Below are 20378 nucleotides of genomic sequence, written 5' to 3'. Positions count from 1 at the left end.
GTCGCAAATTCTTGACTTGGCGACCGCTGCGGCCTAAGTGCCGCGCCTTTCCGACACCCCTGTTTTATCGGAGTGCCCGATGGCGCGCGTTACCGTCGAAGATTGCGTCGACAAGATTCCCAACCGTTTCGACCTCGTCCTGCTCGCCGCCCAGCGTGCACGCGAAATCTCGGGTGGCTCCGAACTTACGATCGATCGCGATCGCGACAAGAACCCGGTCGTCGCGCTGCGTGAGATCGCCGAAGAGACGATCAAGCCGAAGGAACTGCGCGAATCGGTGGTCGTCGGCCTGCAGAAGATCCTCCCCGACGACGAGGACGAAGCAGATGAGGTCGGCTCGCTCAGCCAGTCGGCCGAAGCGCTGCGTATCACGGCTGCCGCGCCGGTCCGTTCGACGAGCGTCGGCGGCGATTACGACGGCTGACGTCCGGCCGATACGAAAGAAAAGGGCCGCCCTGCGAAGGGCGGCCCTTTTCGTTGACGGCTAGCTTCCACGCCCGGTCTCCTCCTGCAGCGCGTCGATCCGTTGGGACGCCTCGGCCTTGGTCAGTTCGTTGTCGTACTCTTCTGGCCTCTGCGCCTCTTCGCTCAGGGTTTTCAAATAGCTGGCCTGCGCGCCGGTCATCGGCTCGTCGCCAGTCACCCAGTCGCCCGGGTCCTTGACTGCATTGGAGACGGGCTCGCTCTTGGGATGTTCGCTCGGTTTCTGGACGGTCATCGAATATTCTCCTGTGACCCTTCAGGACTCTTGAAGTTCTGCCTTTGTTCCCACTGGCTTCGCTGCACCGGGTCGGGCAAGATATGGAGATGACGGGGGACATCGAGGGAATTGCCGGCGGCCTTGCCGACCTGGGCACCGGGGCGGCCGTGGCTGGTGCGATCGAACGCGAGCGCGGATCGACCACGAACCTGGCCGACGGTCATACGCACGAAGGCGCGTGCCTCAATTGCGGCACTCCCCTGCTCGGGCCGCACTGCCATGCTTGCGGCCAGCGCGCGCACGTTCACCGTACGCTGGGGGCATTCTTCCACGACCTGCTCCACGGGGTGCTGCATTTCGAGGGCAAGACCTGGCGCACGATCCCGATGCTCGCGTGGCAGCCCGGCAAGCTCACCCGGGAGTACATCGAGGGCAGGCGCGCCCGTTACGTCAGCCCGATCGCGCTCTTCCTGTTCGTCGTGTTCCTGAGCTTTGCGTTGTTTTCGATGCTCGGAGGACCCGATAGCCTGAAACCGAACATCAGGACGGAAGAGCTCAACACGGCCTATGTTGAAAATGGCCGGCAGATCGCGAAGCTGGAAGCATCCCTCGACAAGGCAAAACCCGAGGAACGCCCCGGCATCCAGGGCAAGATCGACAAGCTGAAAGAGGATCAGCGCAACCTCGGTCTTGTCCTTGGAGAGGTGAAGACGGATTTCAGCCGGGACTTCTCCGACGGTTTCAAAAAGAACCCGCTCCCCAAGGACAGCCAGCTTGCGCAGGCGATCGAGCATGTCCGCGAGAATCCGCAACTGATGATCTACAAGGCGCAGACCAGCGCCTACAAATACAGCTGGATGCTCATTCCCCTCAGCGTGCCGTTCGTATGGCTGCTGTTCCCCTTCAGCCGCCGCTTCAGAGGCTACGATCATACCGTGTTCGTGACCTATTCGATCACTTTCATGATCGCGCTCGCCGCCTTGGCCAGCCTGCTGATCTATTTCGGCGCAGCAGCGGCCGGCGGCCTGCTACTGCTCTACGCGCCATACCATATGTACCGCCACCTTCGCGGCACTTACGGCGTGAGCCGACTGGGCGGCATCTGGCGGATGCTGGCGCTCAGCCTGTTCGCATGGATCGCGATCGGGCTTTTCGCGGCGCTGATCGGCTGGATGGCGGCCGGACACTAGGCCGGCAGGTTACCGATTTCAGACCACCCCGAAGGCCAGCATCGCATCGGCGACCTTCTTGAAGCCCGCGATGTTGGCGCCCTTCACATAATCGACGTGGCCGTCACGCTCGCCATACTCGAGGCAGCGGTTGTGGATGCCGTCCATTATGTCGCGCAGCATCGTCTGCAGCTCTTCCACCTTCCAGCTGCGCCGTTCGGAATTCTGACTCATCTCCAGGCCCGAAACAGCCACACCCCCGGCGTTGGCAGCCTTCCCGGGAGCGAACAGGATCCTGGCGTCCTTGAAGGCATGCACTCCTTCGAGCGTCGTGGGCATGTTTGCACCTTCCGATACCGCGACGACCCCGTTCGCGATCATCGCCCGCGCGTCCTCCACGGAAAGCTCGTTCTGGGTCGCACAAGGCAGCGCGACATCGCACGGTACGTTCCACGGGGTCTTGCCGGGGTGAAAGGTCGCGCCCGTGAAGTGGTCGCAATATTCCTCGATCCGTCCTCTGCGGTGCGTCTTGTGCACCTTGACCCAATCGATCTTCTCCTGGGTCAGGCCGTCGGGATCGTGAATGAAGCCGCCTGAATCCGACAGCGTCACAGGCTTGGCGCCGAGCTGGACGAGCTTTTCGGCGGCGTGGGTGGCGACGTTGCCCGAGCCGGAGACGACCGCGACCCGACCTTCGAGCCCCTGCCCTTTGTGCTTGAGCATGTTCTCGAGGAAATAGACCGCGCCGTACCCGGTCGCCTCGGGCCGGATCATGGAGCCGCCGTATTCGAGACCCTTGCCGGTCAGCACGCCGGTGAACTGGTTGGTGATCCGCTTGTACTGGCCGAACATGTAGCCGATCTCGCGCCCGCCCACGCCGATGTCGCCGGCGGGCACGTCGATGTCGGCCCCGATGTGGCGGTAGAGTTCGGTCATGAACGATTGGCAGAAGCGCATGATCTCGCGCACGCTCTTGCCCTTGGGATTGAAGTTGGATCCGCCCTTGCCGCCGCCCATCGGCAGACCGGTCAGCGCGTTCTTGAAGGTCTGCTCGAAGGCAAGGAACTTCAGCACGCTCTCGGTCACGCTCGGGTGGAAGCGGATGCCGCCCTTGTACGGTCCGATCGCGTTGTTGTTCTGGACGCGGTAGCCCCGCTGGACGCGAATGCAGCCGTTGTCGTCCTCCCAGCACACGCGAAAGCTGACGATGCGGTCCGGTTCCGCGATCCGGCGGAGGATCTGCTGCTCGTGGTATTCTTCCTTGTCGCCGATGAAATCGAAGATGTCCTGCGCCACCTCCTGCACCGCCTGAACGAATTCCGGCTGCCCAGGATTGCGGCGCTTCACGCCTTCCATGAATGTCGCGAAATCGACGTGATCGGAAACGGCCATCGGTATTCCCCCTGCTGTGTTTCGCGACTCGCCGGGCTTTCTGTTTTCGCAATCTAGTCTCACAACCGGCGAAAGTGGCAAAGCGTTACCCCGATCTTCCAGTCGAGTGACTTCTTGCCGCGCTGTGCGCGTTGGGGCAGATTGGGCCGCGCCCCTTCGGAGTCGCGTTCTGGGGAGGGAAACCGTGCGGTCCATATTCATAAGGCTCGCCGTCGTTGTTACGGTCCTCGGGGCCGCTGCGCCCGCCACCGCGGAAGGGCCGTCGCCGCTCGCCGCGGAACGCTTCGCCATCGGCAACGCGGGAGCTGTATGCGAAGCGCAGGGTGTTCGCCTGGGCGCGGCCCGCGCTTCGCTGTTCGATCGGAAGTGGGCGCTGATCTGCCGCGACGTGAACCGGCCGGTCGGCTCTGCCTACAGTTTGCGAACGCCCGCAGGCGTCATGGAGCGGATCGCGCAGGACCGCGCCCAGCCACTCGATTGCGATGCCGCCACACCAGCGCAGGGCTTTTCGGCAGGGGTGACGGTCAGCCGCTGCCGCGAACGTTCAGGGCCACTCGAATGGGTGGTATACACCGCTCCGGGCAAGGAGCGCACGACGGTCGTCGAAGGAATCGCCGCGTATGACAGCGCGCTCCGCCTGGCGCTTGCCAGCATCGTCGCTGACCACCTGGTCCCCGGAACGGTGGACATTGTCACCACTGGCGGCACTGGCTCGCTGGCCCAGGCGCGCGCCAGCCTGGGCGAAGCGGACCTGCTGATCGGCCAGGGATATCGCCAGAACAACGCCGGCGATTTCTCTGGCGCGGAGGAATACTTTCGTCCCGACCTTGTCACCACCGCAGTGGGAGGCGGCGATCCGGCGCAGCTCGCGACCAGCCAGCACGAGGTGATCGTCAACCGTGCGCTCCAGTTGTCCAACATGGGCCGTTACCAGGAAGCCGAGAGGGTGTTTGGCGAAGCGAGGGCGATGGGACTGCGAGACCCGATACAGTCGCGCCTGCTGCGCAACTTCGAAGCGATCGACGCCATCAATCGGGGCCGGCTGGACGAGGCGCGGGCCATCCTCGCGCGGCCGGTTCCCGAACTGGTCGATCCGGTCGCCTCTGCCGATGGCTCGGTGGAGATCGACCGGACCATTTCCAATGGTCTCAACGCGGGCCTCGCGGCAAGCCTGAGCGATGCGGTGGCGCAGGAAACGCGCCTGACATCACTCGAACGGGCGGCGATTATCGATGCGCAAGCGCTCCAGCTCGGCGCAACCGCGGACAGGCTGGAGGGCAAGCCGGCCGAGGCGCTGGCCGCGCTGACCAGGGCACGCCAGCAGATCGCCGCGATCCGCCAGGGACGCGTTGTCTCCGCCGCCCGGCTCGAAGCGCAGCTCATGAGCGAGATGGCGCTATCCAACGAGGCACTCGGGCGCGATGACGAGGCGCTTTCGCTGCTGCGCCAGTCTCTCGCCCTGACCGAGCTGCGCTATCCCGAAACCGCTTCGGTCAGCGCGGCCAAGGCGCGGCTGGCGGCCTATCTCACCCGGCATGGAGGACCGGGGCAGGCGATGACATTGTACCGCGAGATCGTCGCGAACACGCAATCGGACAAGAGCGCCTTGGTGGGCCTCGAGAACCAGCTTGCCCCGTACTTCGACATGCTCGTGGCAGGATCCTCGCGGGATCCGGCGCTGGTGTCCGACATGTTCGCTGCCGCACAGCTGATCGAAAGGCCGGGTGCGGCGCGAACGCTTGGCCAGCTGGCGCGGCGCCTGGCAGCGGGTGACGGGCAGGCGTCCGAACTGTTCCGCCGCGAAAGCGCAGTCCGCCGTGAGCTTAATCGGCTCGACCTGACACTGGCCCAGATGCAGGCGCCCGGAGCGACCGCTCCCGCCGCAGGGAGCCTCGCAGAGCTGACCGCCCGACGGGAGCGGCTGGCAGTCTCCCAGCTCGAATTGCTGACGGCGCTGTCCGGATACCCGGCTTACCGGTCGCTCGCCCGCGACTACATGTCCGCGGACGAGATGCGCGCCCTGCTGGCTCCGCAGGAAGCCTATCTCGAACTGGTCGAGATCGGTGACGCGATGTACGCGGTGTACCTGTCTCCCGAACGGTCGGCAGGCTGGAAGGTGGGCGCCAGCGCGAGCGAAGTGGACAAGTTGGTCCGGCAACTGCGCGAATCCATCTCCGTCTCGGTTGGGGGGATCAACGCGACGTACCCGTTCGACGTCGATGCCGCGCGCAAGCTGTTCGACGCACTCATGGGACCGGTCTCCGGGGACCTTGCGAACGTCAAGCACCTGGTGTTCGAACCGGATGGCGCGCTGATGGAGTTGCCGCCTAACCTGCTGGTGGCCGAACAGTCCGGGGTGGACGCCTACCACGCCCGCGTGAAGTCAGGCGGCGACGAGTACGATTTCCGGGGGCTGGCCTGGCTGGGACGGGGACGGGCGATCAGCACCGCCCTGTCGCCGGCAAGCTTCCGCGATGCGCGCAAGGCGCCTTCATCGAACGCCGGCTCGCTCTACCTCGGCCTGGGACAGAACGAGCCGGTGGGTCCGCTGCAGAACGCATCGCTCGTGCGCGGCGTGCAGTCAGACGAGCCGGGTTGCCAGATCCCCCTTGCGGCGTGGAACCGGCCGATCTCGGCAGAGGAGCTGGTGTTCGCCAGCCAGGAACTGGGCACGGGCCGATCGGCGCTGGTGACCGGTGCCGCCTTCACCGACACTGCCATCGCAAGCCGGCCCGATCTCGGAAATTACCGCATCGTCCATTTCGCCACCCACGGTCTCGTCACCCCGCCGAAGCCATCGTGCCCGGCGAACCCCGCGCTGTTGACCTCATTCGGCGGGCCCGGCTCGGACGGGCTGCTTCAGTTTGGAGAGATATTCGACCTCGATCTCGATGCGGATCTCGTGATCCTCTCCGCCTGCAATACTGCCAGCCTCGCCGGGCTCGAGGCAACCCAGGCAGCCGGCGTCGAAGGCGGCGGCCAGCAGGCGCTGGATGGCCTGGTGCGGGCTTTTATCGGAGCGGGCGGACGACAGGTAATCGCCAGCCACTGGCCTGCCCCCGACGAATATCAAGCGACCAGGCGCCTGTTCGAAAGTTTTTTCGCTGCGCCCCAGTCACTCGGGACCGGCGAGGCGCTGCTCGCCGCGCAAACCCGCCTGATGGACGACGCGGAAACCTCGCACCCGTTCTACTGGTCGGGCTTCGCGCTGATCGGCGATGGCGAGCGTCCGTTGTTCCACGGAAACTGAGCGCAGGCACGTATCGATGATCGGAAAGGGGCTGGTCCGGCGCGGCTGGCGCAACGTGCGCGAGGCGGGTCCAAGGCGGCTCGCCCTTACCGGAGTGCTCGTGCTGCTGGCGCTTTTCATCGCCCGGTACGGTTGGGGCTTCTCCGAGACGCAGGATATTCCTGTCGTTAGTTCCGCCGAACGGGCACTCTACGATTTTCGCGTCACGGACGATGCCGAACGGCACCGCGTCTCGCAGGACCCGCGCATCGTGCTGGTGGTCTATAATGATCAGACGCTCGCGGAACTCCGCAAGCGATCGCCCCTTGACCGCGGCCTCCTGGCCAAAGTCCTGGCCAACCTCGACACCATGGGCGCGAAAGCGATCGGGATCGATATCCTGTTCGATCAGCCGCAGGACGAAGACGACGCTCTCGTCGCCCAATTGCGGTCGATGAGCACCCCGGTCGCCGTGGCGTACGCGGACCGGGCGACCAATGCGAACAGCATCGGTTACGACCAGGACCGCTATCTCAAGAGCCTGCTCGCGCGCCTTGAGGGGAGCAAGGCCAAGCCGGCGAGCGTTCGGCTCAACGACCGGTACGGGGTCGCGCGGGTATGGCCCGAAATCCGCGCAGACCTGCCGCCGCTGCTTGCCCGCCGGATGCTGGCCGAGGCTGGTCAGGCAAACAAGACGCTGCCGGGATATACCGGCGCGATAGCCTACCGGCTTTCGGACAGCCGCGACACGCCCCTGTTCCAGTCGCTGCCCATCCAGACATTCCTCGATCCCGCGGTTGCCCCCTATCTCGCGCCCGCGATCAAGGGGCGTTACGTGCTGATCGGCGGCGACATAGTCGATATAGACCGGGTCGCGACCACCTTGAGCGAGGGCGCAGACTCCCCCCAGCCGCCGGGGTTGCAGGTGCATGCGGAGATGCTGGCGCAGATGCTGGATGGCAAGGCTCTTCCCCGGCTCCTGCCCGTCACCTTGTGGGCATTCGCCATCCTGTTCGTGTTGATGGCGGTGCTGACGGGACTGCTCGAATGGGGCAGCTGGCGCATCTATGTCCTGCTGGCGGTCCAGTTCGCCTTCATGCTCGGCATCCCCATGGCCTTCCAATACGGCGGGGTGGATACCTACGGGTTGCCGGCAGTCGGCTGGGTTCTCGGCTGGATCCTCGCCTTTACGGCGGTCACCTCGGCAGCCCGCACAGCAGGCGCCGTGCAGCGCAATTTCGCGCAGGGAGCGCTCGGCAAATACCTGCCACGCGAGATGGCCCGGGAGATCATCGAGCGGCCCGAGCTGCTCTCCCTGCACGGCGAAAAGAAAGAGCTTTTCGTGATCTTCAGCGATCTCGAGGGCTTTACCAAAATGAGCCACGCGCTCCAGCCGGAACAGGTTGCCCGCCTGCTGAATCGCTACCTGTCGATGCTGAGCAAGGTCGTGCTCGACCACGGCGGCGTGCTCGACAAGTTCGTCGGCGACGCCGTGGTCGCCTTCTGGGGCGCACCTATCGCCAGGCCCGACGATGGCGAGCGAGCCGCACGCGCGGGCTATGCGCTGTGGCAGGCCGGAGAAGCTTTCCGCAAGGAGGTGGCAAAGTCCGATCCCTCGCTGCCGAAGATCGGCAAGACCCGTGTCGGAATGCATTGGGGCGAGGCAGTGGTAGGCAATTTCGGCGGTGAAAACCGCATCCAGTACACCGCGCTGGGGGATAGCATGAACACGGCCGCGCGGCTCGAATCCGCCAACAAGGCTCTCGATTCCAACGTTCTGGCGAGCCGAGAGATGGTCGAGCGGAGCGAGCTCGACTGGTGGCGACCGCTGGGCCGCGTGGTCCTGCGCGGACGGGCGAAACCGGTCGACGTGTTCGACGTCGCGCCCGACTGGCCTGCCGCCGATCGGGAGGCCCTCGCCCAGGCCGTGTCGATGTCCGATCCGGAGGAAGCGGCAGCTAAAATAATTCCGCTGACCAGGCGCTATCCCGCTGACAACGCCCTCAAAAATTTGCTACAGAGGACTCGATCCCTGAACGAGGAGGGAGCATATGTCGTTTCCTGACCGCCGCCTGCATCGTCCGCTGATCGCAGCGGCCCTGGCTGTCGCGGCACTTGTCCCGCTTTCACAGGCCCAGGCAGGCGTGGTTGTCTCGGTTAGCGGTCCTTCGGCAAAACTCTACCCTGTCGGAAAGAAACTGGCCGACACCGACAAGGTAGTGCTCAAGTCCGGCGACACCGTAACGGTTCTCGACCAGCGTGGGACCCGCGTGCTCAAGGGTGCCGGCACTTTCTCGCTGGCCGACAAGCCGGCGGCCGATCGCAGCAGCACTTTCGCCCTGCTCACCCGCCAACGCTCCGCGCAGCGGGTGCGGACTGGCGCGGTGCGCGGCGATGATGCGGGCCCGGTTACCCGGCCCAACCTGTGGTATGTGGATGTCCGTCAGGCAGGCCCGATGTGCATCGCCAATCCTGCCGAAGTGCGCCTGTGGCGCCCCGCCACCACCGGAGAAGCGCTTTATGTGATCGGCGCCGATGGCGCGAGAGCGAGCAGCAAGGCGGCCTTCAGCGATGGCGAGATGCTGACAGTCTGGGACCTGTCCCAGGCACCGGTCACCGATGGCGCACGCTATGTTGTCGCCGGACAGGACGGGGCGCCGCACGAGATTACCTTTCGACTGCTCGATAGCGTCCCGGCCGCGCCGGAAGACCTTGCTCTCAAGCTGATCGAGAAGGGCTGCACGGCGCAACTGGATGTGCTCAGTGCGGCCATGAACACCGCCGACGGCTAGACTTTCGCGCCGAGGTCGCTCCCGGGGCAACGATCCCCGCCAGTTTTGAAAAACAGGGAAATCTTCGGACGGCCACATTGGCCGTGAGGGGGATTCGAGGGAGGACTGAATGGGCGTTTGTGCCGGCACGTCGTCGCCTGCATTGCGCAGGGGGCGCACCATATTGGCGTTGGGCAGCGCGCTGGCGCTGATTCCGGCCGCGGCGGCCCATGCGCAGGCAGGCCCGGTGCCCTCCCGCGACGATCTTTCGGTCGGACGCGACACCGCTCTGCCGACGCCTACCCGGCTGTCGGTCAAGGATGACATCGAGCGCGGGCCCTGCCCGCTTGCCGAGCCTGCCTTCGCGAACGCCCGCGTGACGTTCTCGGCGATCGAGTTCACCGGCCTGCCTGGCGTCCCCGCGGCCGACCTCGCCCCCTCGTGGACGGAGTTTGCCAATCGCGACCTGCCCATCACGGCGCTGTGCGAAGTCCGCGACCGGGCCGCGACCATGCTCCGCGCGCGCGGCTTCCTAGCCGCAGTCCAGATACCGCCGCAACGGATCGAGAAGGGCGGCGTCGCGCGGATGGATGTGCTGGCCGCCAAGCTTACCGAACTGCAGGTCCGGGGCGACGCAGGCGCCGCCGAGGGACTTATCGCTTCGCATCTGGAGCCGCTTACGCGCGAGGAGTGGTTCAACACCAATGACGCCACCCGCAACCTGCTCCTTCTGCGTGACCTGCCCGGCTATGACGCGCGGCTGACCCTGCGATCCGCCGGCCGCGCGCCGGGCGAGGTAGTGGGCGACATTACCGTCGACTACACCCCGATCGAGTTGACCGTCGGCGCCCAGAATCTCGGCGCGAAGGCGACCGGGCGCGAAGGGCTGTTCGCCGAACTGGCCCTCAACGGGCTGCTCGGGTTGGGAGACCGCACCACCGCGAGCATCTACAACACCGTCGACTGGGACGAGCAACGCATCATCCGGCTGGGCGAGGAGATCGCGCTGGGCGCCAACGGGCTGCGCCTGGGCGGGAGCGTGTTGTGGGGCCGGAGCGAGCCGAGCCTGGCGGGCGGCGGCTTTCTGACTAAGACGTTCGCGGCCGAGGGCCATCTGCGCGCCGTGCTGCAACGCCGGCGGACGAGTTCCCTCGCGCTCACGGGCGGGCTCGAGCTGGTCGACCAGAAGTTGTCCTTCGCCGGAACGAGACTGAGCGAAGATGACCTGTCGATCGCTTTCCTGCGGCTCGATCACGCAATGATCGACGCGGCGAGTGCCTCAGGCCGCGATGGGTTTTCCCCGGGCGAGCCCAAGTGGCGCAGCGCCCTGTCGCTGGAGCTTCGCAAGGGGCTCGGCATCTTCGGCGCCAGCCACGACTGCTCGGTGATCGCCACCTGCCGGCCGCCCAACATCCCGATCAGCAATGCGCTGGCCGATCCGCGCGCGCTCGTCGCCCGGCTCGACGGTGCCATCGAATATCGTCCTGTCCCGCGCGTCACCCTGGCGCTGTTGCCGCTGGTCCAGGTAGCCGATCACGCGCTGCTGGCCTACGAGCAAGCCAGCCTCGGCAACTACACCATCGGCCGCGGGCTCGATCCTGGCGTCGTCGTGGGCGATGACGCAGTCGGCGCATCTTTCGAGGTGCGCGCGGGGTCGCGCTATCCCGGCGCCAACGGCGGGTTCGCCTTCGAGCCGTTCGCATTCGTCGACTGGGCCCGGACCTGGATCCACGACAATCGCATCAATCCCGACCCGCGTGACGTGCTGACCGCGGGCGCCGGAGTGCGCGGCCGCTGGGGCGAGCACTTCGACATCGGATTGACGTTCGCAGCACCTTTGAAACGCGCCGGCTACCAGCTCGAGCGGAGCGATCCGCGTCTGCTGTTCACGATTGCCGCACGCCTGCTGCCCTGGGGAGACCGCTGATGACCTGCACAGCTACCCACGTTTCGCGCAACCGCCGTCGCCATGCCTTGCTCCTGGCCGGCTGCGCGCTCGGTCTGGTGCTCGCGGCCATGCCGGAGGCTGCTTTGGCCCAGGACGCCAACAAGGGCTTCCAGGGAAGCGGAAACGTCGACGCAGGTGGCGCGGACATCTTCACCTTCGACGGCGGCAAGTTTACCGGTATCGACGTCAGCACTCCGAATGCGGTGATCACCTGGACGCCGGACGATACGGCGACCAGCGGCACAATCGATTTCCTGCCGAACGGCTACTCGGCAACCTTCAGTTCGTCGAACCAGTCGTATTACACCGTGCTCAACCGCATCCTGCCCGGCGGGACGGCCACGATCGGGCTCAACGGCACGATCACCAGCACCGTCAGCAACGGGGACGGACAGAGCCCTGGCGGCAATGTGTGGTTCTATACCCCGAACGGCTTCGTCATCGGACCAAGCGCCGTGATCCAGGTCGGCGGACTGGTGATGACCACCAACGACATCACCTACTCGGTCGACCCGACATCGGGCATTCCCGATTTCCTCGACGCGAGCGGGGCCATCAATTTCCGTGGACCGGATGGCTCGAAGGGGTCGATCGTCAACTACGGCAACGTCAGCGCCGGTTCGTACATCGCGCTTGTCGCCCCGCGTATCGTGCAGAGCGGGTATGTCGATTCCGCAGGCGGGATCGCCTACGTCGCGGCCGAACAGGCCGATCTCAAGATCAACGCTGGCGATTTCGACATCGTGGTTGGCCAGGGCACGACCGACGCAAACGGTATTGTCCACGACGGGACCACGACTGGCAGCGCGGCGGCCGATTACAGCAAGACGATCCGCTTCGTCGCGGTTCCCAAGAACACGGCGCTGACAATGCTGCTTTCGGGTGGCATCGGCTACATGCCAGCCACCTCCGCTACGTTTGACGGCGGCGCGATCGTGCTCTCAGCGGGCGCTGACGGTTCTCCCGACGGCAATATCTCGATCGGCGCGACTGACTTCACCAACGGGGTCGATGCCCACGCGACCGGCGACCTGACGGTTGCCCCCCCGCCTCCCGGTGCGTCCTCAGAGGGAACGTCCGACACGATCTACCGCTCTCTCGCCAGCCTGAGCGGCGACAAGTCGGTTCACCTCACGGCGGCGGGAGGCACCCGCATCGAGGCGCGCAACAGCCTGTCCCTCAACTCCGAAAGCGTGGCGGGGGGCGGAGACATCGTCGTCCAGGCGCTCGCTGGCGGAGGTCTCATTCCGGACGGAGCAATCGCTGTCACCGGTTATCTCACGGCCTACGCGAGCGACTACGGCGATACCAGCAGCGATGGCACGACAGGGCTGGATGCCCACGGTGGGTCAATCACGGTCGCCGCTGACGGCGGGCAGATAAGCGCCCAGGACGCTTATCTCTATGCAGGCGGCTATGGCGGATTTGGCAGCAAGACGGGCGGCGACGGATACGGCGGCCGGATCGATATCCGCGCCGGATTGGGCGGAAGCTTCACGACCGGCTACCTCTGGGCTGATGCCCAGGGCCACGGCGGCGGCAGCTACGAATATACCGAGGCTGGCGCCTTCGGCGGTCAGGGCGGCGTCGGGCACGGCGGGGACATTACGTTAAAAGACAGCAGCGGGCCGGTGACAGCGGACCCTGACGGCGGTCACCTGGGCCTGGGGTACGTCTATCTCAATGCCAACGCGGTGGGAGGCAATTCGCTTACCTCGGGCTCGGGCCTCGGCGGCGACGCATTCGGCGGCACGATCGACATCACGCTCGATCGGCAAGACCAGTCGTTCGGGTCGCTCTCCGGGTATGCGAGGGCGGTCGATGGTGACGGCGGCGCGATGGACCCCGTCGGCGGCGACATCACGATGGCGGTTGGCGGCGGCACTGCCCTCAGCCTCGACTCGCTCTATCTCGACACAGGGGCCGAGGCGAGCGTCAACAGCCCCGCCGGCGCATTCGGCAAGGGCGGCACGATCGACGTCAGCGTCACCGATGGCGCATCGGTCACCGTCGCCTACGATGCCGAGCTCAACTCGCTGGCCGAGATTTCGCCGTTCTTCGGCGCGGCGACCAGCTCACCCGATCTCACTGGCGGGACTGTCTCCCTGCTGGCCGACAACGGGTCGTTCCAGGCCAACAATATCCTTGTCGATGTCAGCGCCTTCAACGTGGGAGCGGACACCAGCGCGGGTATCGCGCAGGGCGGCAATGCCACCGTGCGCGCAGCGAATGGTGGGTCGATCTCGGCGGTACTGTCGCCCTCCGCGGAAGGTTACAATGGCGCGCTGCGGGTCGATGCCGAAGGCTATGGCACGGGAGGCACGTTCGCCAACCTCGCTACCGGCGGCAATATCACGCTGGCATCGGAAAGCGGTGCCACGATCTCCGCCGATGCCGGCACGATCGACCTCAATGCCCGCGGCGAGTTCGGAACCGCCCCGGGGGGGCAGGCTGCCGGCGTCATTGCCCAGGGCGGAGGTATCGTGATCGACGCGCTCGGCGGCACGATCGCCACCGGCATTTTCGCCGATGCGGGAGCGCAGGGCGGAGATGCCGACAACGAGGCGGGATCGGGCACCGGCGGGACCATCGACGTGCGCGTGCTCGGCGGGACGCTCGTCAATTCGCTTTATGCCAGCACCGACGGTTTCGGCGGAGCCTCGCTGGTCAAAGGCGACGGGGGCGATGGCAAAGGCGGGCGTTTCACCCTGCTCTCTGACGCGGACGGGACTTTCACCGACTTCGGCCTCACCTTTTATGGCAACGGGATCGGTGGCCACGCTCTCGATGGGACCGGCGGTGACGGCAGCGGCGGCAGCGCCCAAGTCGACATTCTGGGCGGCACGCATGACTGGTACGCAGCGTACCTCAGCGCGCGCGGGACCGGCGCACGGTCTTCGGGAACCACCTCCCGCGCCGGCTCCGCATACGGTTCGGTCGAGGGCCTCGATTTCCACGTCGGCGGCGGAGCAGACCTGACGCTGTACTATCTCGACCTCGACGCCGGATCCGGTGCCGGCGGAGATGGCGGCGCGAATGAGGCGGTCGGCGGCAAAGCCAACCTGCTGGTCGACCAGCTCGCCTCCCTCACCGCCGACAGCATCGGGATCAACGCAAGCGCCCTCATGCAGTTCGAAGAGCGCGATCCGACGACCTACGATTCCACTCCGACCGTACTGGGCGGCACCGCGAGCGTCATTGCCAATGGCGGGACCATCACCACGCCTTATCTCGAAGTCGTCTCCAACGGCATGACCGGCGGCGCATTGAGCAGCGCAGGCACGGCGACAGGCGGCACCGCCGAAGTCGGCTCGGAAGCGGGCGGGCTGATCAAGATCATCAACGGCGTGGAAGCCATCGGCCAACTGGTCATCTCTGCGCGCGGCCTGGGGGCGGAAGGACCGTCCGCGGCCGATGCGTTCGGCGGCACCGCGACGCTTTATACGGCAGGGGGAGATATCTCGTCGGTCTCCGGCATCACGGTGAACGCCAACGCCGAAGAAGGCCAGTTCGCGGACGCCTTCGCATCCGGCAGTTCGGCGAACGGCTTCGATGCCACGGGCGGCACCGCGAGCGTCGAGATGCGCACCGGCGGCAGCGGCGGGGCGATCAGGGCACCGTCTCTGAGTGTGGTCGCCGATGGTCGAGCTGACCGAATCCAGCCGGTCCAGGGCGAAGGCGGAAATGGGGCTGGCGGCACCGCCACGCTCGACGTAGCGCAAGGCGCGCTCAGGACCGGGCTGATTCACGTTTCTGCCAGCGGCTTGGGCGGCCAGGCGGGCGAAAGGCCCGGCGGAGGCGGCGCCTTCGCATCCGGCCAGGGCATTGGCGGCACGGCGAGCTTCGTCCTTTCCGGCGGCGCGGTGGATACGACCCAGGTCGAGATTGTCGCCGACGGCACGGGTGCGGCGGGTATCGGCGAAACCTCCGGCGCGACCGGCTCGCTCGCGGGCAGCGGTCGGGGCGGCACGGCTTCGTTTGCTGCCACTGGAGGCGTCCTGACCGACACGGGCTCCCTGCTCGTCGAAGCACAGGGGACAGGCGGCAACGGCGCATACAACGCCAATGCTGTGGGCGCCGGGGGCAACGGCGCCACTGGTTCGGGCGGCACGGCTTTGTTCAGTGCCAGCGGCACGGCTTCCCTCGGCATTGCGTCGTCGATCTCGCTCGAAGGCGTCGGCTACGGCGGCCTTGCCGGATACTCAGCCAGCGGACTCTACGGCAGTGGCGGAGATGGCGATGGCGGTATCGCCTCGATGGAGTTGGCCGACATTGCCTTCGCCTTCCCGTTCGTTTCCATCGCCGCTACCGGAAACGGTGGGTACGGCGGGACGCTCGGCACGGGGACGGGCGGCGACGCGTCGTTCAGCCTCGCCGACACATCGAGCGCGAATGCCGGTCCGCGAACGATCGACACTCTGGTGATAATCGGATCCGGATACCTGGCGACTGAAGACCCGTCGGTAGCTGGCTCCGCGGCGTTCACCGCGAAGATAGGCTCGCCCACTTCTGGACTGACCGTCACGAACGACCTGGTGCTGTTGGCGGACGGGTCGACCGGTCCGGCGGAAGCAGGTGTTTCCGGGGTGATTTCCGGTGCCCCGGTCAAGGTCGGAGGGTCGGTCTTGCTGCACAGTAGCCCCGGCGACGGCAGCCTGACGATAACCGGCGGTGGTGCGCTCGACATCGCCGGCGACCTCGGGGTGGCGCTAGGAGGCTCCTTCACCAGCTCGGGTCCAATTTCGGCAGCGGGCAATGCGGAGGTCGTAGCCCACGCAGGTATTGACATGACCGATCTGGCGGTCGGGGGCTCCACTAATCTGCAGGCGATCAATGGTCCGGTGGTGGTCAGCCACGACTTGCGCTCGGGCGGGCCTGTCACCGTCCTCGGCCGGTCCGTGAATCTCGTGTCGCTCGGTGCGCTGACCTTCGCTGATGCCGATGCAACCTCAGGCAACCTGGAGATCAAGACCGCTGGAGACTTGCTCCTCTCCACGGCCGATGCGACGGGAGCCGTCAAGCTGACCAGCACCGGCGGTTCGATCCACAACACGGGCGCGGTCAACGGGAACGGCATCTTCTATGCCGCCGGCGGTAACGTCGTTTCGGATCAAGCGCTCGCCTCCACCGGCGCTCTCGGCGTTGATGCCGGCGGGACTTTCTCCGCCCCCGGTGTCAGCGCGGCTGGCAACGTCAGCCTGTCCGCCGATCTTGGTATGACGCTCACCAGCGTCGTCTCGGGCGGAACCACGTTCCTTGCAGCGGACAACGGCGCGCTGAGCATCGCGAGCCTGACCTCGCCCGGTCTTGTCACGGCGAGAGGCCGCTCGATCACCATCGGTTCGCCCGGCGCGCTGAGTTTCGCCAACGCACAGGCGACCGCCGGCGATCTCAGGCTGACGACGGCCGGAAATCTTTCGCTCGCGCAAGGGGGCGCATTCGGAGCGCTCGTCATCACCAGCACGGGCGGCAGCGTCAGCGGGACCGGGGCGATCACAGCGGGCGGTGACGCAACGGTCGATGGTCACACCGGCATATCCCTGGCTGCGCTCACCAGCGAAGGAGAGACTTCGCTGGCGAGCAGCAGCGGCGCGGTCGCAATCGACGATCTCAATTCGGCAGGGCTGGTCACCGCGAGCGGCCGTTCGATCACCATTGGATCGAGCGGCGCGCTGAGCTTCGCGGCTCTCGATGCCACCGCGAGCAACATCACGGTCGAAAGCGCAGGCAACCTGGCAGTCGATACGGTCACCGCCAGCGGCATTGTGTCGCTGACGAGCACGGATGGCGGCCTTCAGGGAACCGGGGCAATAAACGGTAGCGCGATCACCTTGAGTTCGCTGGCCGACCTGAACCTGACAGGCGCGCTGACGGCGACGGGCGCGATCAACCTGACAAGCACGAGCGGTTCGGTAAGCGCATCGGGCCTGGTCGATTCCGGCAGTGACCTTGCGGTCTCTGGCAAGGCGGGAATTTCGCTGGGCCAGGCGAGCAGCGGGGGCACCACGGCGCTCACCAGCGCAAACGGGGCAATCTCGGTCACGGATCTAAGCTCGCTTGGCCTCGTGACGGCAACGGGTCTTTCGATCACGATCGGATCCAGTGGCGCCCTCGATTTCGCCGACATCGACGCTACCGACGGTGACATCGCCGTGCAAACGGCAGGCGACCTGGTTCTGGCGACCGCCGACGCGACGGGAGCGGTAAGGCTGACCAGCACCGGCGGGTCGATCCACAATACCGGCGCGGTCAACGGCAAAGGCATTTTCTATACCACGGCGGGCGACGTCGTTTCGGATGCGGCCCTTGCCTCGACCGGGGACCTCGGGGTCGACGCGGGAGGGATCTTCTCTGCGCCTGGCGTCGCTGCGACCGGTAACGTGAGCCTCTCGGCGGACGAGGGCCTCTCGCTGACCAGCGTGGAGTCGGGCGGAACCACCTTCCTCGCCGCCGAGAATGGCGCGCTCGCTATCGCCAGCCTCACCTCTTCCGGGCTCGTCACCGCAAGCGGCCGATCGGTCATGATCGGCTCGCCAGGAGCCTTGAGCTTCGCGGATGCGCAGGCGACAGCGGGCGACCTGGCCGTGACGACGGCCGGCGATCTGTCTCTCGCGCAAGGCAAGGCGTCCGGGGCGCTGAACCTCACCAGCACCGGCGGCAGCGTGATCGGCACCGGGCCCCTGGGTTCGGGCGGGAACTCGGTCATCGACGGACAGAGCGGCGTGACCGTGGCGCGACTGACCAGCGGCGGCACCACCTCGCTGACGAGCGCGGGCGGATCTGTCGACGTGGCTGAGTTGATCGCCACCGGCCAGGTCGCCGCCAATGGCCGTTCGGTCACTATCGCCTCCAGTGGGGCGCTCAGCTTCTCCGATCTGGACGCGAACGATGGCGACATTGCAGTGCAAACCGCCGGCAACCTGGCGGTTGGGCCGGTGGACGCCACTGGAGCGGTCGCGCTTACCAGCACGGGTGGAGCGCTGCAGATCGGCGGCGCGATCAACGGGAACGGGATTGCTCTCAGCTCGCTCGCCGATCTCATGCTCGCCGGCGATCTCGCAACGGTTGGCGCGATCTCCCTGACGAGCACGAGCGGCTCCGTGTCATCCGATGCTGCGATCGCAGCTGGCAGCGACCTCACGGTGTCCGGCAACAGCGGGATCACTCTGGGCAAAGCGACGAGCGGGGGGACCACTTCGCTGACCAGCAGCGGCGGTGCTGTCTTGGTGACGAACCTGATGTCGGCCGGTCCGGTCACGGCGAGCGGTCGCTCGATCAACATCGGGTCGAGCGGAGCGCTGGACTTCGCCGATCTCGATGCGACCCAGGGCGACGTCCTCGTGCAGACTGCCGGCAACCTCTCGGTGAACACCGTCGATGCCGAGGGGTCGGTCGCCCTCACCAGCACCGGCGAAGCACTGCAGGTCGGCGGCGCGATCAAGGGGAATGGCATCGCGCTCAGTTCGCTGGCCAGCCTGCAGCTTGATGCCGCCTTGTCGACTCCTGGATCGCTCAGCCTGACCAGCACGAGCGGCTCGGTGAATGCCGCCAATGCGCTGAGCGCGGGTTCCAACGTTTCCGTGTCAGGGCAGACCGGGGTCAGCCTTGGCGCTCTCACCAGCGGCGGCACTACCAGCCTGATCGCCACCAACGGCAACATCAGCGTCGCGGCCCTGTCCTCGGCGGGCGGAGTGACCGCGAGCGGGCGCGCGATCGATTTGCGTTCGCCCGGGTCGCTGACAGTCCTCGAAGCCAACGCAAGTTCGGGAGACCTTTTGCTGCAGGCGGCGCAGGACCTGACGCTCGGGAACGGCTCGGCCAGCGGCGCGGCCATGCTCTCGGCCGGTGACGCTCTGCGCAGCACGGGCCAACTCAATGCCGGCAGCGTTCAGATGGAAGGCGCAACCATCGCCATCGGCGGTCAGGTTCGCGCGAGCGGTGACCTCGCGATCATCGCCGGGCAACTGTTCAGCCTCACCGGGTCCGCGGCGGGCAAAACCATCGCGGTCGATAGCGGAGATATCGCGATCGGGACGACCGGGCGCCTCGGCATCCGTGGTCTCACCGAGACGATCACGCTGCGCAACCTTGCCCTCACCAGCCCGATGAACATCGGCGGTACCGGCCAGCAGGGACAGTACAGTCTCGACAAGAACGAGGCGACCAGGCTGTTTGCCGACCGGCAGATCGCCTTGGTCAGCCGTGGCGGCGAGGGAGCCGGCGGCGACGTCAACATCGGCGATCTGGCGATGGCTTTCGGCGACGGTGCAAACATCGGTGCCGGCGGCTTGCTCAAGGTCGACGCAGGCGGCCGGGTGGAGGTAAACGGCGCGGTCGAGCTGACAACGGTGTCGGACGCGGACACTTTCTCGATCGACCCGTCGCGCATCGATGTGCTTGCCGGAAGCGGCTCGATCGTGATGCGCAATGCCAGAGGAGCGGTACAGGGCATTCTCGAGCTCGAGGCGGACACCATCGCGATCGCCGATCGCAATACGCTCGATGCCATCGCCTCGCTGACCGACTTCCAGGCGATCAGCGCGGCGCTCGACAAGCCCGCCCCGGCGGGACCGGAAGGCGGCTACCTCCAGGCAGGAACGATCAACCTGATCGTTGGCGATGCCCTGTTCGTCCAGAACGCCGGGACGTCGACGGAATATGACGCCCGCCGCGGCTTCCTCGCCAACGAGCTCAACATCGAAACTTCCTCGAGCGACCCGATGATCGCCATCAACGGCGTGATCTCGCGCTCGTCGGGCGATCTGACCGGCCTCGATACGGCGCAGGCAGTCTCGATCAACGGAGAGCAAGCCTCGCAACTTTCGCGCGGCATGACGATTACGATCAACGGCTGCGCGGTGGGCGTGAATTGCGGCGTACCCGAGTATGTGTTCGGCGGGCAATCGAACGACGATCTCGAACTGTTCCTGACGTCCAATGATGAAGCCGGCGACGGGCCGGCCGCCCAACTCGTCCAGGTGGAGGACAATCAGCCGCTCATCACCCCGCCGCTCGTCGACGAGCCGATCACGGGTGTTGGCAACGACGACCTTTGGCAGGTGAAATGCTCCCCGGAAAACGATAAGCAGTCTTGTCCGGCGGAGGAGGGCTCGGAGTGAGGGGCAGCAGGCGGAAGGGGCCGCTTAGTAGAATCGCCGCGCGCTGCGCG

General features: G+C 66.2%; 9 protein-coding genes. 7 read left to right on the top strand and 2 right to left on the bottom strand.

Going from position 1 to position 20378, the window contains the following annotated elements; all coding sequences use genetic code 11:
• Positions 1 to 79: 79 nt before the first annotated feature.
• A complete protein-coding gene (gene rpoZ / locus IEW58_RS01415) occupies positions 80 to 424 on the top strand; it encodes a DNA-directed RNA polymerase subunit omega (protein WP_188643500.1) in 345 nt (114 codons plus the stop codon).
• A 60-nt stretch (positions 425 to 484) separates the two neighbouring features.
• Here rpoZ and IEW58_RS01410 read toward each other — a convergent pair whose 3' ends face one another.
• Positions 485 to 718 (bottom strand): DUF3072 domain-containing protein, encoded by a 234-nt coding sequence (locus tag IEW58_RS01410; RefSeq protein WP_188643499.1) that lies wholly within the window; start codon positions 716 to 718, stop codon positions 485 to 487.
• A gap of 83 nt (positions 719 to 801) precedes the next feature.
• Here IEW58_RS01410 and IEW58_RS01405 point away from each other — a divergent pair, with 83 nt between their 5' ends.
• Positions 802 to 1890 carry a DUF3667 domain-containing protein gene (locus tag IEW58_RS01405; protein WP_229658377.1) on the top strand — a complete coding sequence of 363 codons (1089 nt, stop codon included), beginning with the start codon at positions 802 to 804 and terminating at the stop codon, positions 1888 to 1890.
• Positions 1891 to 1908: 18 nt separating this feature from the next.
• Here the strand turns inward: IEW58_RS01405 and gdhA are convergent, their stop codons facing one another.
• Positions 1909 to 3261, bottom strand: a complete 1353-nt coding sequence (gene gdhA, locus IEW58_RS01400; protein ID WP_188643498.1) for an NADP-specific glutamate dehydrogenase — start codon at positions 3259 to 3261, stop codon at positions 1909 to 1911.
• A 184-nt stretch (positions 3262 to 3445) separates the two neighbouring features.
• On the opposite strand from gdhA, the gene IEW58_RS01395 reads away from it, so the two are divergent.
• The 5 genes from IEW58_RS01395 to IEW58_RS01375 all read left to right on the top strand — a co-directional run bounded on the left by IEW58_RS01395 (position 3446) and on the right by IEW58_RS01375 (position 20328).
• Positions 3446 to 6511, top strand: a complete 3066-nt coding sequence (locus IEW58_RS01395; RefSeq protein ID WP_229658376.1) for a CHAT domain-containing protein — start codon at positions 3446 to 3448, stop codon at positions 6509 to 6511.
• A 16-nt stretch (positions 6512 to 6527) separates the two neighbouring features.
• Positions 6528 to 8555, top strand: a complete 2028-nt coding sequence (locus IEW58_RS01390) for an adenylate/guanylate cyclase domain-containing protein (protein WP_188643497.1) — start codon at positions 6528 to 6530, stop codon at positions 8553 to 8555.
• Complete coding sequence (locus IEW58_RS01385; RefSeq protein ID WP_188643496.1) at positions 8542 to 9282, top strand: hypothetical protein; 741 nt, start codon at positions 8542 to 8544, stop codon at positions 9280 to 9282. The genes IEW58_RS01390 and IEW58_RS01385 overlap by 14 nt, the downstream gene beginning before the upstream one ends.
• Before the next feature lie 163 nt (positions 9283 to 9445).
• Positions 9446 to 11188: a ShlB/FhaC/HecB family hemolysin secretion/activation protein gene (locus IEW58_RS01380; protein WP_188643495.1), complete on the top strand. Its 1743-nt coding sequence runs from the start codon at positions 9446 to 9448 to the stop codon at positions 11186 to 11188.
• Positions 11188 to 20328: a hypothetical protein gene (locus IEW58_RS01375; RefSeq protein ID WP_188643494.1), complete on the top strand. Its 9141-nt coding sequence runs from the start codon at positions 11188 to 11190 to the stop codon at positions 20326 to 20328. Before IEW58_RS01380 ends, IEW58_RS01375 begins: the two co-directional genes overlap by 1 nt.
• The last annotated feature ends 50 nt before the right edge of the window (positions 20329 to 20378 follow it).

The organism is Tsuneonella deserti, from assembly GCF_014644315.1.
Taxonomy (GTDB): Bacteria; Pseudomonadota; Alphaproteobacteria; order Sphingomonadales; family Sphingomonadaceae; genus Tsuneonella; species Tsuneonella deserti.
Note: the sequence above shows the minus strand (reverse complement) of the source record. Positions and strands in the feature narration are given on the sequence as shown.

Bases quoted from the DNA above. Each gene is read 5' to 3' on its own strand.
- rpoZ (WP_188643500.1), top strand. From the start codon at position 80: ATGGCGCGCGTTACCGTCGAAGATTGCGTCGACAAGATTCCCAACCGT.
- IEW58_RS01410 (WP_188643499.1), bottom strand. From the start codon at position 718: ATGACCGTCCAGAAACCGAGCGAACATCCCAAGAGCGAGCCCGTCTCC.
- IEW58_RS01405 (WP_229658377.1), top strand. From the start codon at position 802: ATGGAGATGACGGGGGACATCGAGGGAATTGCCGGCGGCCTTGCCGAC.
- gdhA (WP_188643498.1), bottom strand. From the start codon at position 3,261: ATGGCCGTTTCCGATCACGTCGATTTCGCGACATTCATGGAAGGCGTG.
- IEW58_RS01390 (WP_188643497.1), top strand. From the start codon at position 6,528: ATGATCGGAAAGGGGCTGGTCCGGCGCGGCTGGCGCAACGTGCGCGAG.
- IEW58_RS01385 (WP_188643496.1), top strand. From the start codon at position 8,542: ATGTCGTTTCCTGACCGCCGCCTGCATCGTCCGCTGATCGCAGCGGCC.
- IEW58_RS01375 (WP_188643494.1), top strand. From the start codon at position 11,188: ATGACCTGCACAGCTACCCACGTTTCGCGCAACCGCCGTCGCCATGCC.